Annotated in this window: 16 protein-coding genes and 1 pseudogene; 6 read left to right on the forward strand and 11 right to left on the reverse strand. The window is 67.2% G+C overall.

Annotation, left to right across the window (positions count from 1 at the left end; all coding sequences use genetic code 11):
- Window positions 1–403: 403 nt before the first annotated feature.
- Complete coding sequence (locus D892_RS47240; RefSeq protein ID WP_156959795.1) at window positions 404–835, forward strand: hypothetical protein; 432 nt, start codon at window positions 404–406, stop codon at window positions 833–835.
- A 77-nt stretch (window positions 836–912) separates the two neighbouring features.
- On the opposite strand, the gene D892_RS0133510 is transcribed toward D892_RS47240, so the two are convergent.
- Complete coding sequence (locus D892_RS0133510) at window positions 913–1686, reverse strand: hypothetical protein (RefSeq protein WP_024805434.1); 774 nt, start codon at window positions 1684–1686, stop codon at window positions 913–915.
- Between the two features lie 177 nt (window positions 1687–1863).
- Here D892_RS0133510 and D892_RS0133515 point away from each other — a divergent pair, with 177 nt between their 5' ends.
- Both D892_RS0133515 and D892_RS0133520 read left to right on the forward strand, forming a co-directional pair.
- Window positions 1864–2580, forward strand: coding sequence for a response regulator transcription factor (locus D892_RS0133515; protein WP_024805435.1), 717 nt, complete (start codon window positions 1864–1866; stop codon window positions 2578–2580).
- A 12-nt stretch (window positions 2581–2592) separates the two neighbouring features.
- The gene (locus tag D892_RS0133520) at window positions 2593–3933 is read left to right on the forward strand and encodes a sensor histidine kinase KdpD (RefSeq protein WP_024805436.1); all 1341 of its coding nucleotides are present in this window, start codon (window positions 2593–2595) and stop codon (window positions 3931–3933) included.
- A gap of 774 nt (window positions 3934–4707) precedes the next feature.
- Here the strand turns inward: D892_RS0133520 and D892_RS47245 are convergent.
- Together D892_RS47245 and D892_RS0133525 are read right to left on the reverse strand one after the other, a co-directional pair.
- The gene (locus tag D892_RS47245) at window positions 4708–4923 is read right to left on the reverse strand and encodes a hypothetical protein (RefSeq protein ID WP_156959796.1); all 216 of its coding nucleotides are present in this window, start codon (window positions 4921–4923) and stop codon (window positions 4708–4710) included.
- A 3-nt stretch (window positions 4924–4926) separates the two neighbouring features.
- Window positions 4927–6147, reverse strand: coding sequence for an MFS transporter (locus tag D892_RS0133525; RefSeq protein WP_024805437.1), 1221 nt, complete (start codon window positions 6145–6147; stop codon window positions 4927–4929).
- A 90-nt stretch (window positions 6148–6237) separates the two neighbouring features.
- On the opposite strand from D892_RS0133525, the gene D892_RS0133530 reads away from it, so the two are divergent.
- Window positions 6238–6696 carry a helix-turn-helix domain-containing protein gene (locus D892_RS0133530; protein WP_024805438.1) on the forward strand — a complete coding sequence of 153 codons (459 nt, stop codon included), beginning with the start codon at window positions 6238–6240 and terminating at the stop codon, window positions 6694–6696.
- Between the two features lie 6 nt (window positions 6697–6702).
- Here D892_RS0133530 and D892_RS0133535 read toward each other — a convergent pair.
- The 3 genes and pseudogenes from D892_RS0133535 to D892_RS0133545 all read right to left on the reverse strand — a co-directional run.
- Window positions 6703–6966, reverse strand: a pseudogene (locus tag D892_RS0133535) (DUF885 family protein); the annotation flags it as partial.
- A 119-nt stretch (window positions 6967–7085) separates the two neighbouring features.
- Complete coding sequence (locus D892_RS0133540; RefSeq protein WP_198037052.1) at window positions 7086–7727, reverse strand: LysE family translocator; 642 nt, start codon at window positions 7725–7727, stop codon at window positions 7086–7088.
- 38 nt (window positions 7728–7765) lie between these two features.
- A complete protein-coding gene (locus D892_RS0133545) occupies window positions 7766–8659 on the reverse strand; it encodes a DUF5753 domain-containing protein (RefSeq protein WP_084161328.1) in 894 nt (297 codons plus the stop codon).
- Between the two features lie 289 nt (window positions 8660–8948).
- Here D892_RS0133545 and D892_RS0133550 point away from each other — a divergent pair, with 289 nt between their 5' ends.
- The gene (locus tag D892_RS0133550) at window positions 8949–9335 is read left to right on the forward strand and encodes a hypothetical protein (RefSeq protein WP_024805442.1); all 387 of its coding nucleotides are present in this window, start codon (window positions 8949–8951) and stop codon (window positions 9333–9335) included.
- Window positions 9332–9709 (forward strand): DUF4254 domain-containing protein, encoded by a 378-nt coding sequence (locus D892_RS44165; RefSeq protein ID WP_198037053.1) that lies wholly within the window; start codon window positions 9332–9334, stop codon window positions 9707–9709. The genes D892_RS0133550 and D892_RS44165 overlap by 4 nt, the downstream gene beginning before the upstream one ends.
- 79 nt (window positions 9710–9788) lie before the next feature.
- Here D892_RS44165 and D892_RS0133560 read toward each other — a convergent pair whose 3' ends face one another.
- The 5 genes from D892_RS0133560 to D892_RS0133580 are packed head-to-tail and all read right to left on the reverse strand — an operon-like array spanning window position 9789 to window position 14025.
- On the reverse strand, window positions 9789–10925 hold the full coding sequence (locus D892_RS0133560; protein ID WP_024805444.1) for a M20 family metallopeptidase: 1137 nt from the start codon (window positions 10923–10925) through the stop codon (window positions 9789–9791).
- A gap of 31 nt (window positions 10926–10956) precedes the next feature.
- A complete protein-coding gene (locus D892_RS0133565) occupies window positions 10957–11631 on the reverse strand; it encodes a DUF1028 domain-containing protein (protein WP_024805445.1) in 675 nt (224 codons plus the stop codon).
- On the reverse strand, window positions 11628–12044 hold the full coding sequence (locus D892_RS0133570; RefSeq protein WP_024805446.1) for a RidA family protein: 417 nt from the start codon (window positions 12042–12044) through the stop codon (window positions 11628–11630). Before D892_RS0133570 ends, D892_RS0133565 begins: the two co-directional genes overlap by 4 nt.
- Window positions 12041–13501, reverse strand: coding sequence for a 4-hydroxyphenylacetate 3-hydroxylase family protein (locus D892_RS0133575; RefSeq protein ID WP_024805447.1), 1461 nt, complete (start codon window positions 13499–13501; stop codon window positions 12041–12043). The genes D892_RS0133570 and D892_RS0133575 overlap by 4 nt, the downstream gene beginning before the upstream one ends.
- Window positions 13498–14025, reverse strand: a complete 528-nt coding sequence (locus D892_RS0133580) for a flavin reductase family protein (RefSeq protein ID WP_024805448.1) — start codon at window positions 14023–14025, stop codon at window positions 13498–13500. Before D892_RS0133580 ends, D892_RS0133575 begins: the two co-directional genes overlap by 4 nt.
- Window positions 14026–14061 lie beyond the last annotated feature (36 nt).

The raw sequence follows: 14061 nt of genomic DNA on the forward strand, positions 1-14061 counted from the left end.
GATGGTTCTCCAGCGAGATTAATTCGGCGACCAGGCGGACGCGGCACGGCGGTACCGTTCCTCACCGAATTCTCATCACCAGGCACCGAAATCGCCGTAACACTGCCCCGAGGCCGCCTGATCGGAAAAAGCGCACCGCCCCCTACCGCCGCAGTTCTCCTGGTGAGCGGCAGATTTCATGTGCGAGCGCGCCGGACGTATCCGGCCGTGGCGCGTTTCGGTGAAGGAACGATGAAAAGATGAGCAGTCGGTGAGAGAACTGGCTACATGCTTGTCGTCACGGCCTGTCCATTCCTACCGTGGGGACAGTCCTTCGCTTTTCCGGCACGAATATTCCGTCGATCAAATTTCTTGTTTGCGGAGGACTGGATCCATGAAAGGACATCTGGATATGAGGAACCGAATGCAACGCAATTCCGTTCGCGGGCTCGCGGTACGCGTCGCGGTGGCCGGTGCACTGGCGGCCGTCCCGCTGGCGGTATCGGCCGGGACCGCTTCCGCGGTCGATCCCGGCCCGGGGATCGGAGTGCCCGGACCGGGAGTCGTCGTACCGCGCCCGGATACCGATCCGGGCCTGGGCGTCGGTGTGCCGGGACCGGGTGTGGACCAGTCGCTGCCGGCCGATCCCGGACCCGGCGTCGGTGTCGACGGGCCAGGGGTGGTCGTGCCGCGGGCCGAGCCGGTGGTCGATCCGGGTCCGGGGATCGGAGTGCCCGGGCCGGGGGTGTTCGTGCCTCGCAGCGGGTCGGCCGATCTCGGCGCACCGGGTCTGGGCCTGCTTCCCGGCCTGGGATGGGGTCTGCCGGGGGTTCCCGGCCACCCGTTCCTGCGCTGAGCCAGGTCCGAATGGCCACGCAGCCGAGTCACACCTTCGGGCGGGCTCGGCTGCGGTGAACCCTTTTCCGTCCGTGGTCAGCAACGGTCGATCAGCTCGCACGGGCGCCGGCGCGGCGGGGGCTGGACGGTGATCTCGATGTGCAGGCGAGAGGGCGGTGCGCTCGTGACGGGCGGCGATTCAATGCCGGGTGCGGGTGCGGTGGTGGTCTCGCGGCTGCGGTCGAGTTCGTCCTGCCGGGCCGCGCAGACACCGATCGGCCCGGTCCGTGTCTGCCATGCCCGGGTTTCCGTCTCGGCCAGCACGCCGCGATAGTCGCGGTCGGGCTCCGGAACGGACGCGGCCCCTTCAGTGATCTGATCTTCGACGGGGGCGGCCGTGACCGAATGGTCTACCGGGGGATCGATGCGAGCACGTCCGGACACGACGAGCTGTTCGTTGATACTCGCACCGGACACCGTGCGATCTCCCGGACGACCGCTCGTATGAACGAAGGCGGCGAGATCCTGACCGGGGTGCGCCGGGCCGTTCGAACGCACCAGCACCACCGCCGCACCGACCGGCGCAAGCTCCCGCAAACCGGCTGCAAACGCCTCGCTGCCACCGGGACCGCAGTCGACAGCGGCAACTCCGGCCAGCTTCACGATCACGGGGCGGGCGGTGCCGATATCGACCGCCACGTCGGTCGGCCCGACCGCCGACACCGTTCCCGGCAACGCCGGGTCGGGTGGGATCCGCACTGTGGTCGTCGGTGCCGTGACATCGGCGTCGGGTGCGCACCCACCCACACACGCCACGACCGCGGCGGCGATGAACGGGAACAGGCGGGTCCATCCGGTGACGAACGCCAAAACGAACCTCCGTAGCGTCGGCAGTGGCAGGTTACGGCCGGATCCGCCCACGGTTCAACGACTCTCATCGTTTCCTCATCGTCTCCACACCGGCACCGCCGCATCGCGCGTCACACTGTTACCGTGCCGCAACCAGCGCAGATCAGCCGCGCCCAACACCTACTTCGAGGAGTTCGCGTGTCACCGCCGACCGATACCCGCGCCGGGCATCGGGTGCTCGTCGTCGACGACGACGCCAACGTGCGCGAATCGCTGCAGCGCGGCCTCGAACTGTCCGGCTTCGAGGTACTGACCGCCGGCGACGGCGACCAGGCGATCCGGCTGTGCACCGAGCGCGATCCCGACGCGATCGTGCTGGACATGCAGATGCCGCGGCTGAGCGGCCTCGGCGTGATCACCGCCCTGCGCGCCGTCGGTAACGACGTCCCGATCTGCGTGCTCAGCGCCCACAGCGCCCCCGACGACCGGATCATGGGCCTGCAAGCCGGGGCCGACGACTACCTGGTCAAACCGTTCGTCTTCGACGAACTCACCGCCCGCCTGCAGGCGTTGCTGCGCCGCCACCGGACCGACCGGCCCGACCCCGGCCGCACCGAACCGCTCACCCTCGGCACGCTGCACATCGACCGCGCCGGACGCCGCGTACGGCGCTCGGGCCGCGACCTGGAACTCACCCGCCGCGAATACGAACTACTGGATGTGCTGGCGACGCACCACGACGCGGTACAGACCCGCGAACAACTGCTCGACACCGTGTGGGGCTACAACTTCGACACCGACACCAACGTCGTCGACGTCTTCGTCGGCTACCTGCGGCGCAAACTGGAATCCACCGGCGAGGCCCGCATCATCCACACCGTGCGCGGCATCGGCTACGTACTGCGCACCGACTGACCAGGACCGCCCGTGCGTAATCTGTCACTCCGCACCCGCGTCGCCCTGGCCACCGGGATCGGCGCCTCGGTCATCGTCGCCGCACTCGCGTTCTTCCTGTCGGTCGCCATCGCCCGCAACAACATCGACCACCTCGACGACGAACTCGACACCGCAGTCGACCTCGTCGAACTCAACGCCGACACCGCCGAACTGTTCCTCGGCCGCGTCGGCGACGCCGGAGCCTTCGCCGTCACCCTGCGCGACAACGGCATCGTCACCGCCTCCACCCCCACCCAGCTGCCGCCACTGCCCGACGGCCACACCACCCGCACCCTCGGCGCCACCGAATACCGCATCCACACCGACACCATCCGCCGCGACACCGGCCACCGACTCACCATCGCCGTCGCCGCTCCCACCGCCCGCGCGCAAACCGTCACCCGTACCCAGCAACGGCGCGTCCTGCTCACCGGCGCGGCCGCCGTCCTCGTCGCCACCGCCCTCGGCTGGATCCTCGGCGGCCGCGCCGTCCGCCCCCTGGTCGACCTCACCGACCGCATCAGCCGCGGCTCACCCGCCCCCGACCTCACCGGCGCCGGCACCGGAGCCCGCGAAGCCGGCCAACTCTCCGCCGCCGTCACCGACATGCTCGACCGAATCAATCACGCGCAGAACCGCACCGAAGCCGCGCTCGACACCGCCCGCACCTTCGCTTCCACCGCCGCCCACGAACTCCGCACACCCCTCACCGCCATGCGCACCGACCTCGAGGTCATGCGCGGACTCGACCTCCCCCTCCCACAACGCACCGACATCATCAACGACGTCCTCCGCAAACAGACCGGCATCGAGTCCACCCTCACCGCACTCGAACAACTCGCCTCCGGCGAGCTCGCCCGCGACCACCACTACACCACCGTCGACCTCATCGAACTCGCCGACGAAGCCGCCCGCGACGCCGCACGCCACCACCCCGACGTCACCATCGAGGTCCGCAGCGACCCGCCGCTACCAGTGCACGGGCTCCCCAGCGGCCTGCGTCTCATCCTCGACAACGCCCTCACCAACGCCATCAAACACGGCCGCGCCACCACCATCCACCTCACCGCCCACCACACCCACGACCGCATCCTCATCACCATCGACGACAACGGCACCGGCATCCCACCCACCGAACGCGACGCCGTGTTCACCCGGTTCTACCGCGGCAGCACCGCCACCCGCGACGGATCCGGCCTCGGCCTCGCCCTCGTCGCCCAGCAAACCGAACTCCACAACGGCCGAGCCTATTTCACCGACAGCCCCCTCGGCGGCACCCGGCTCACCATCGACATCGCCGCCACCCGACCACACCACCGGCACAGGCAGTGATCCGCTCACCGACCGTTCCCATACATACCACCCAGCACCATCACCCACGAGCTTCTCACCAAATCCGAGACACGCCAGTACGCGCTGCGACCGCGGCCAGGCACGACCGACTCGACAGCCGGACATCGGCTATCACCGAGCAGTCTCAGGTGACCACGCTAGCCCTGCGCGTCAGCTATCAAACCAGCTAGATCGTGCCAACTCCTTGATGCAAGACAGCTGGGCTCCTTATCCGGAGGAATGCTCGGCAGCAGAGCCGACCAGTCGTCCCACAGTTGTGCGGAGATCGGGTTGCGTTCGCGGGGCAGGAGCACCACCCTGATTGCGCCGAGGCCATCGCTCGCGATATCACCGATCCGCGGTGGCAGGACGAAGCTCTCGCCCACGTGGCCGAAGCGATAGCGGACACTTACCCTGAACGCGCCGAGGCCCTGGCCCTCGCCATCACCGATCCGCAACGACAGGCCGAAACTCTAGTACATGTAGCCGAGACACTGGCAGGCACCGACGACAGCAGCGACTGCGCTCTCGAACGTGGCATCGCGGGATCGGAATCGTTCCTGAATCAGATGCAAACAAATTTCGATCTCGGGGCCTGCACACAAACCGAGCAAACGACTTCTGGCGGTTGCCTGGTCGGTCGCCGGTTGGGAGATCCCGACGTCCGCTCTGCCCGTTATCGACGCATCCGTCCTAGACACACTCGTGTCCGAACTAGCCGACGAATAACTGAACCATCGGATACAGGGCGGTTGTGTCCCGCATCATAGGTCGTTATGCAACAATCGGCTGGCCGAGGTCCACGTCTTGTACCCGATATACGTGCGCGCGCTGACGGCCGAACCAAAAGTGAAACACCTTGGCCGCCAAATGGTTTGCGCCGTGGACGAACAGCATCTCCGACCAGCAGGAGATCTTCGGGTTCAGCGCAGATGCCAGGGCGGAACCATGACCCCAGGCGAAGACATTCGGGCCGTGCACGACGGGCACAGGTCAGTCCATTGCCTTCTGCGCCTGACGGCGGATGTCAGCCTTCTCGGGGCCGAGGTTCGCGCTGTCGCCGGGTAGTCGCCTGCCGGTCGCCCAGACAGCGAGTCCGCAGGCCGCGAAAACAGCTCCGAGGACGCTGGAGGCTCCCCAGCCGTGAGCGGTGAACATGGCGGTGGTTGCGACGGCGCCGAGGGCGGATCCGAGCGAGTAGAAGACCATGTAGCAGCCGATGATGGTGCTGAAGCGGTCCGGATACGCGGTGGTGAGCAGGTGCTGGTTGCTCACGTGCACGACCTGGACCGCGAAGTCGAGCACCACGATCCCGACGATGGGCAGCGACAGCGACCACGGCAGTTGCGCGATCGCTGCCCACGAGGCGACGAGCAAGGTGAGCGAGAGGCCGCTGACCGGGATCGCCCGGCCCGTGTCCGCCCATCGTCCCGCACGGGCCGCGCCGAGGGCGCCGGCGAGTCCGACGAGCCCGAACAACCCGATCTGGCTTTCACTCAGATGCCAGGGCGTGTCGGTCAGTGGCAGGGACAGTCCGCTCCACAAGGTGCCGAACGACGCGAACAAGAAGAACGCGATGAACCCGCGGGTGAGGAAGGTGCGCTGCGTGAACAGTCCGCCGAGTGAGGCGATGGTCTGCGTGTATCCCGCGGGCTGGTGGGGGTGTTCGTCTGCTGGCAGTGTGGTGAGGACGAGGACCGCCAGTCCGAGAGACAGCACCGCGAGCAGGGCATAGAAACTGCGCCAGCCCCACAGGTCGGCGAGAGCGCCGGTGACGACCCGTGAGCCCAGGATGCCGATTACGACGCCCGAGGTCACGACACCGATAGTGCGTCCGCGTTGGGCGGGCGCTGAGACCGAGGCGGCGTAGGCCACGGTGGTCTGCACCACGGCCGCGAACAGTCCGGCCGCCGCGAGCCCGGCGAACGCCACCCAGGCAGCCGGTGCCGCGGCGGTCAGGATCATGCCCACCGCGGTGACGGCCAGGTGCCCGGCGATGAGCCGGCGCCGGTCGGTCACCACGTCGCCGAGTGGCACCAGCAGAACCAGCCCGACGAGATAGCCGATCTGGCCGGTCGCGACGATCCACCCGGTCAGCCCCGGCGGCACCCCGAGATCGCGTCCCATCGGCTCCAGGACCGGCTGCGCGCCATAGATACTCGCCACCGCGACACCGCACACCGTCGCGAGCAGCAACCGCCGAACCCCATTCATCGCGCTCCCATCCCCTCAATTGGTGGCAAATTGCAACCAATTGACCGTAGGGCATAATGGTTTCAATCCGCAACTCATTGGGAGGTGTCCATGTCGCATCCCGTCGGTCGCGGTCCGGACGACAAGTGGACCGACCCGAACTGCCCTGTCGCCCGCACGCTCGACCTCGCCGGCGACAAGTGGAGCCTGCTCGTCATCCGCGACGCGATGGACGGGGTGCGCTCGTTCACCGAGTTCCAGCGACGCACCGGCATCGCCCGCAACATCCTGACCGACCGCCTCCACAAACTCATCGCTCACGGACTCCTCACCCAGCGCACCGCGCCCTCGGGCCGCCGCCGGGAATACGTGCTCACCGACGCCGGCCGCGACCTGTTCCCGGTGATAGTCACCCTGCGGCAGTGGGGTGAACGCCACGCCTTCGCTCCCGGAGAGCCCCACTCCACCCTGGTCGACCAGCACGGCACTCCGGTGCCGGAAATCGCGCCGGCCAGCGCCGACGGCATCCTTCTCGACACCGATACCACCCACGTGCAGAAGACCCGGTAGTAGCCGTCAGTCCTCGCGGGTCAGTTCGGCACGCAGCAGATCCAGGCCCATAGGTCCCAGGTCCAGAGCATGGCGGTGGAACCGCTCGAGATCGAACGCAACACCGTCACGGCGCCGGGCCGCGTCCCGCGCCTCCAGCCACACCTTCTCCCCCAGCTTGTCGGCGATGGCCTGACCGGGATGCCCCAGATACCGATCGATCTCGAACTCGACGAACCCCGGCGGGCCCACCCCGCAGTACTCAGCGAGGAACTCCCGGCCCAGCTGCGGCGTCCACCGCCCTCACCGTGTGGAATCCCGTGACACGGCATACCTTTGATGCGGCGGTAGTCGGTACAGATAACGTTCTCATCGTCACCGTGCTCGTGTTCGGCGAAGACTGATCGCAGTCAAGACGGGCGTTGCGCGGTGGCGAGATAGCCGCCCAAACCGACGAAGGCAGCGCCCGACGTTCTATCGATGTAACGGTGAGCGCGGGCCGTCAGGTCGAGGTGGCCGAGCAGGCCGCCCAATACCGTGTAGCCCACGGCGGATACGGCCTCGATGCCGATATAGGCACCAGCCAGGAGGAGCAGCGGGAATCCGCCTGCGGAGGTGGCAGGCAGGAAATGCGGGAGGAATGCCGCGAACAGGAGCATTGCCTTCGGGTTCGTGGCGGCGACGACGACCTCCTGCCGGGTGGCCCGCCATGTTCTGCTCCGGGCACGCAACGCCGACAGGTCTTCGTCGGAACCGTTGTCGCGCATCGAGTGACGCGACCCCCACAACAGGCTCAGCCCCACATAGATCAGGTAGGCGACGCCGATCCACTTGACGACGCCGAACACCATCGCCGAACCCGTCAGGATCACTCCCAGGCCGACGGCGACGGCACCGGCCATGACCGCGAACACGCCGAAGCGCCCCGCGAGAGCGATCGTCGCCGGCCCGGTCCCGAAACGAATGGCATTGCGCAGGCTCACAATCTGGTTCGGCCCGGGGATCAACGACAACACGATCGCGGCTGGAACGAACACGATCCAGTCGACCATCGAACCCTCCTCGGCGCAATATAGCGCCATACCCATGACTACCCGATGTATTCCCCTGCGATCTCTTCGATGAAACGCACGCTGTCTTCCTCGGTCAGCGCCACGTCGCGAAGGGCTGCCAGCGTGGCCCGATAGCGATCGACCGCAGCACTGTCCTCGACGAAGAGCCCGCCGGTGAAGGTTTCGACGAATACGACACTCGGCTCAGGGGTCCGACCCGCATTCGAGGGCGGAAACTCCATGAGGACGAACGACTGAAACACCAGTCCGGGATGCTCTCCCGAATCGAACGGAATCACCCGGATGGACACCGTGGGCCGACTCGCCACAGCGAGGAGGTGAGACAGCTGCTCGGCCATCACGCCGTTACCGCCGACCTGATGCCGCAATACCGACTCCGACAGCAACACTTCCAACGAAAATTCCGGATCATCCACGAGCTTGCGCTGTCGACGTGCGGTCAACTCGATGTGCCGATCCAAGCTCGCCGACGACATCGCCGGGTCGCCCGTCCTGACGACCCATCGGCGATAAGCCGGGGTCTGGAGTAGGCCGGACAGCAACGTGAGCTGAAACGACGTCATCCGGCTACAGTCCTGTTCGAGGCTGACGAAATGGTTGAAACGCGGGTTCACCACGTCTGCGTAGGCTCGCCACCAGCCATTCGAAGCGTCACCCTGCGTAGCTCTGACCTCCTTGACGAGGCCCATTATCTCGGCCTTCGCGTCCTCGTCGGCTCGATAGAAATCCAGCAGCGCGCGATACTGCACCGTGCTGATCCGGACAACCATGCCTTCTTCCAGCCGGCCGATGCCCTGTTTGGAGATATCGATGGCCACGCCTGCCGCCAGCAGGCTTTTCCCTGCTGCGAGCCGCAGATGACGGAGGCGACGGCCGAGTGCGCGCCGGGGAAGGGTGGATCCACCTGACATTGTTTAGCCTCGCTATCTTTTGCGATCCGTACTGGACCTACTTATGACGGACCGGCTTACAGTGGACGTCTGACGAAATCTGCGGAGAGGCCGAAAAGAACCCTCCGGTAGCGCATTTGAGGTGTCTACTTTATGTCACCACAGTGACCGGGATGCGGATCGACAGCCGCACAACCACTTTGCACAGTAGCCGATACCTCCGACACGAAACCCATGCCGGGCCGGAGCATATCGCTGCGCCCACATCGCGGGCCCGGTCGAGCCCACCGCGGATCGAAGGTTCACAACGATGACGAATGTGCAAGCAACGGAGACGAATACGGTGACATTTCTGTCCGAATCGGACGACCGACCGATAGCGATCGGATTCGTGCGCCGCGATGTTTCCGGGCTGCAAGCCCCCCGGCATGCAATCGCCGTGCAGCAACACGCCCTGTCGCTCGGGTACAAATATGCCTATACCGTCCGGCCCCCGATGGATGCCGCCGACCCGATCGGCTACGCGCTCGGAATCGCCGCCGGACTCGGCGTGGCCGCCATCGTGGTCTTCGACCTGGCCCAGGTCGACGACCAGCCCGCCCGGGTGTGCGAGGACTACGACCTCGAAACCATCTGCCCCGCAACGACATGGGCGCGCGCCGCCGCCCCGAGGCCCGCCGAAACGGGGGCGGTGTGAGCACGGAACTCTGGTACGCCGAACTCCTGCCGACGAAGAACCTCATGCTGGCGGCCTGCCGGGGTGAGACTCGCCCGGATCATGTCGTGCTGCGTTGCGCCCGGGAACTGGCCGAGTTGCACGAGCGGCGCCTGGCGGCGGACCGGGACGAGATCGGGACGATCGATCAGCGACGCACCGAGGTCAGAGCGGGCATCGATTTCTGGATCCACGATCGGCTACCGACGTCACACGGCTGCGCGCGGGTGCACACCGAGGGCCTGGGCGCGGTCGTGGATCGGCTCGCCGAGTTCACCGCCCACGCCTACGCCGCCAACGGCCGCACCATCCTGTGGTCCGAACTGGCCAGACCGGAATTCGACCGCTGGATATGAGAAGGCCCCGCATATCCCGCCCGAATCGGCACGCCACTCCCCGGGTCCCAACACTTCCGGTCTCCGCTGGACGCGACAGTCAGCGCTGGTGGCTGGACGCAGTCCGTCTCCGATCGGCGAGATCGATAGCGGTCCAAGCCATTGCGGTGGCGCCGTCCCGGACAGCATCGTCGGCAAGAGGACCGATCGCGGCGTCCGCGAACTGCTTCTGATGGTTCACCGCCGGAAGGGAACCAATGCTCAGGTATGGGTGTATCGAGGGGACTACCTGGGAGACGTTGCCCATATCCGTCGACGCGGTGTTCATGGCGCCGGCGCCGTCCGGAGGTGCAGCGGTCATGTCCCGACCCAGGGCGGCGGCATTGCGGACGAAAAGGTCGAGAAGTTGGTCGTCGTTGCGGAACTCGGCGTAGCGGGGTGATTCCGGTTCGACCTCGAGCGTGCAGCCCGTGGCGAGGGCACCGGCGTCGAAGCACGCCCGCACCCGCTGTTCGAGGCCGGTCAGGCGGTCGAGGCTCGCGGCGCGCACGTACCAGCGGCCCCATGCCTCGTCGGGGATGGCGTTCGGTGCGGATCCGGCCGCGGTGACCACGCCGTGCACGCGCGCGTCGGGTGGAAGTTGCTGGCGTAGCAGCCCTATCGCGACCTGTGCGACGGTGAACGCGTCCGCGGCGTTGACGCCGAGGTGGGGGTAGGCGGCCGCATGCGCTCCCACGCCTCGGTAGCCGACTCGCCAGTGGGTGACCGCGAAGGGGTCGGCCTTCGCGACGTCCGCCGGCCCGGGGTGGATCATCATCGCCGCGTCCAGTTCGGCGAATTCGCCCGCGTCCAGCATCGCTATCTTCCCGCCGCCGCCTTCCTCGGCCGGTGTCCCGAGCACGTGCACGGTTATGCCGGGCTCGGCGGCCCGCGTCGCGAGTGCGGCGCCGACCGCAGCGGCCGCGATCAAGTTATGGCCGCACGCGTGACCGAGACCGGGCAGCGCGTCGTATTCGGCGACGAATCCCACGTGGAGCGGGCCGTCGCCGTACCGGGCGTGGAAGGCGGTGTCGAGACCGCCCGCCCTGGCGTCGACGGCGAAGCCCCACGCCTCGAGCAGTTCCGTCAGATGGCGGTGGGCGAGATGCTCCTGCCATGCCGTCTCGGGGTGTTCGTGCAGGGTCGTGGCGATCCCGAGGACGTCCTGCCAGGCCTCGCCCAGAGCCTGGACGGCCACTGACTTGCGTTCCTCGACAACGGTTTCCGGATCAGAGATCACCGGGCACCCCGAAACTGGGAGCGCTCGCGGGATCGAGCGCCCGGCGCACGTAGTCGTCGCGTTGCGGTTCCCACACATCCCACAGCGCAGACAGATCCGTGGACGGATCCTCCGACCAGTCCACGCGCAGAGTCGTTTCCGGCCATTCGACCGCGCGATAGACGAGCAGACCCGCCGCATGAACCGGACCCTCCTCGCCGCCCGCGGCGAGGGCGGCGGCCAGCCCGTCGAGCAGTCGCCGCTCGAAGGCGGCCTCTGTAGACGACTCGTAGCCGCGGATCATTTCGGAGATGGTCGCCGGGCCGCGGAGCATATTGCCTGCCGCCACCACACCGTCACCCGCGATCTGGTGATGGGCGCCGAGGGTCCGCGATCCGCTGTAGGCCGCCGAGCGGCCGTCGGCGCGCAGCACGGTCAGCTGGCGGTAGTCACGCAGATCATGCCCGGCGACAACGGTTTCCATCGCCCGGTCCGGGTCGTCCCCGGCGCGCAACCGGTCGAGCAGCCGCCCGGACAGCCTGGGATCGGTGATGTTCTGGCTCGCGGCCGCGCCGAGGCCGGGGCGGATGTTCAGGCATCGCGAGGCGACCGCGGGCGAGGACGAGGCGATGACCATGCCGAGCGCACCCGAATCCCGTTCCACCGCTGCGAGAGAGAAGGTCATGCGCGCTCCTGCCGGACGGCGACGATATCGATCTCCACGAGCCACTCGGGACGGGCGAGGGCACTCACGACCACTCCCGTCGAGACGGGATACACGCCGCGCAGCCAGCGGCCGACCACCCGGTATACGTCTTCGCGATAGCGAGCGTCCACCAGATAGATGGTCATCTTCACCACGTCGCCGAGCCGCCCACCGGCCTCGCCGAGCAGCGTCGCGATATTGGCCATCGCCCGATCGGTTTGTGCGGCAACGTCTCCCACGCCGACGCTCGCACTGGTGTCGAGATCCTGGCCGACCTGGCCGCGCAGGTAGATCGTGTTACCGGCCACCACGGCCTGGCACAGGTCGTTGTCCAGGTTCTGCTCGGGATAGGTGTCCTTGGTGTTGAACGGCCGGATTCGCGTGTGCGTCATGCGGGCACCCCCGTCTCCACGCGGTCGGACAGCTCCGCCGCCGCCTTCACCAGCCCCAGCGGGCCGTCGAAATCGAAGTTCCGGTACACGGCCTGGTAGTGCGCGAACGGGGGCGCCTGGGCGAACAGCTGGAAGGTCAGGCGGTGCCCGGCGTAGTCGCTGTTGAGCAGGTCCCGGGCGAAGGCCAGCAGCTTGCGGCGGTCGTCGGCCTGCCACTGCTCGGTGATCGAGTAGTACTTCTCCAGCCACGGGGACGCGCCGGACAGCGCGAACGTCGCCGAATCCGGGGTGATGCAGATCTGGCCGCCGCACAGCTCCCGGGCGATGTGCATCATCTGCGGCAGCTGGGTCTGCGCCCACACCCGGCCGGCGTACAGCAGCGACTGATTCGGCATCGCCAGGCCGCCGGGGCTCGTCTCGGCCGTCGCGATCGCGGCCGTCAGATGCGCGTCGATGCCCTCGCGGTAGCACGCGAGCGTCGCCAATTTCTCCTGCACGGCGGGATTTCCGTCGAGTCCGGTCTGCCGCACGTTCCACAGCGCGGCGCCGATCATCAAGTCGGCGAACCGGATCGAGCGGTGCACGTACGGCAGCGCGCTGTAGCGGTGCAGCGTGCCGCGGACGTAGGTGGCCGCCCGGGTGTGGCGATAGAACAGCACGTCGTCCCACGGGATCAGCACGTTGTCGAAGATGACGAGCGCCTCGACCTCGTCGACGCGGTTCGACAGCGGATAGTCCGCGCTGGACCGCCGCCCCGCGAAACCCGTGCGGCAGATGAACTTCAGGTTCGGGGCATTCAGGTCGAGGACGAATCCCACAGCGTAGTCGGACAATTCGCTGTCGCCCCAGTTGGCGATCGTCGGCTTGGTGAACGCCTGGGTCGCGTAGGGCGCGGCCGTCTCGTATTTCGCGCCCCGGACGATGATGCCCTCGTCGGTCTCCTTCACCACGTGCAGCAGCATGTCCGGGTCCTGGTCCTGGGGGCGTTTCGACCGGTCGCCCTTCGGGTCGGTGTTCGCGGAGATGTGGAACGGATCGGCGGTGACCGCGCGGTGGACGTGGTCGCGGATGTTCTGGGCGAAGCGGGGATCCACCTCGTTGAGGACGTCCTGCCCGTCGTAGAGCGCCCACATCTCGCCAATGGTCTCGTCACCCACGCGGGTGACCACGCCGCGGGCGTCGTCGAGAACCAGGTCTATCGCCGCGCGCTTGTCGATCCAGTCCTGCGGGGAGAGCGGGAGTTTGTTGGCGATCGAATTCCGCTCGCCGTTGTCGTCCACATAGCTCATCACGTCCCGCGAACTCGCCTCGTGGGCGAGATCGTAGATGCGGGCGCGGATGTCGACGATCGGCGCGAACATCGGATGCGTCGTGACGTCGGTGACGCGCTCACCGTCGATGTAGATCTCGCGTCCGGTGCCGATCGCCGCGCGGTAGTCGTCTCCGGTTCGTATCATCTGCGATGTCCTTCCATATCGGGCGCGGACAGATGGCGATAATTGCCGCGCAGGTGGAGAAGCGGTTCCTTGTCGGTGTGCGAGGCCCGCTGCACGAGTCCGAGATACAGCACGTGCGAGCCGATTTCGGTGCTGTCGTGCAGAACACATTCGAGGCTCGCGACCGCTCCGGCGAGGACGGGCACGTTGTTCCGCCCGCGTTCCCATTCCGCCTCCGCGAAGGTGAACGGCGGCCTCCCCGAATGCACGCGCCCGGCGAAGCAGTCGGCGATCGTCCGGTGTTCCGGGCCGAGTACCGAGACGTTGAATGCTCCGCGGCTGCGGATGATCTCGTTGATCGGGCTGCGCTTCCGAATGCTGGCGCTGAGGACGGGCGGATCGTCCGATACCCGGCTCAGCGCCGAAACGGTCTGCCCGAGTGGCCTTCCCGCGTATTCGGAAGTGACGACGGTGACCGGTGTCGCAGCCCGCGTGATCGCCCGGACGAAATCTCTGAGGGCTACCGGTTCCACGGTGCTGTTCATAGGTGATCCTCGCTCGCTGGTTCGGCGGAATGCGGT

Origin of the sequence: Nocardia sp. BMG51109, assembly GCF_000526215.1 — a bacterium.
Classification (GTDB): Bacteria; Actinomycetota; Actinomycetes; order Mycobacteriales; family Mycobacteriaceae; genus Nocardia.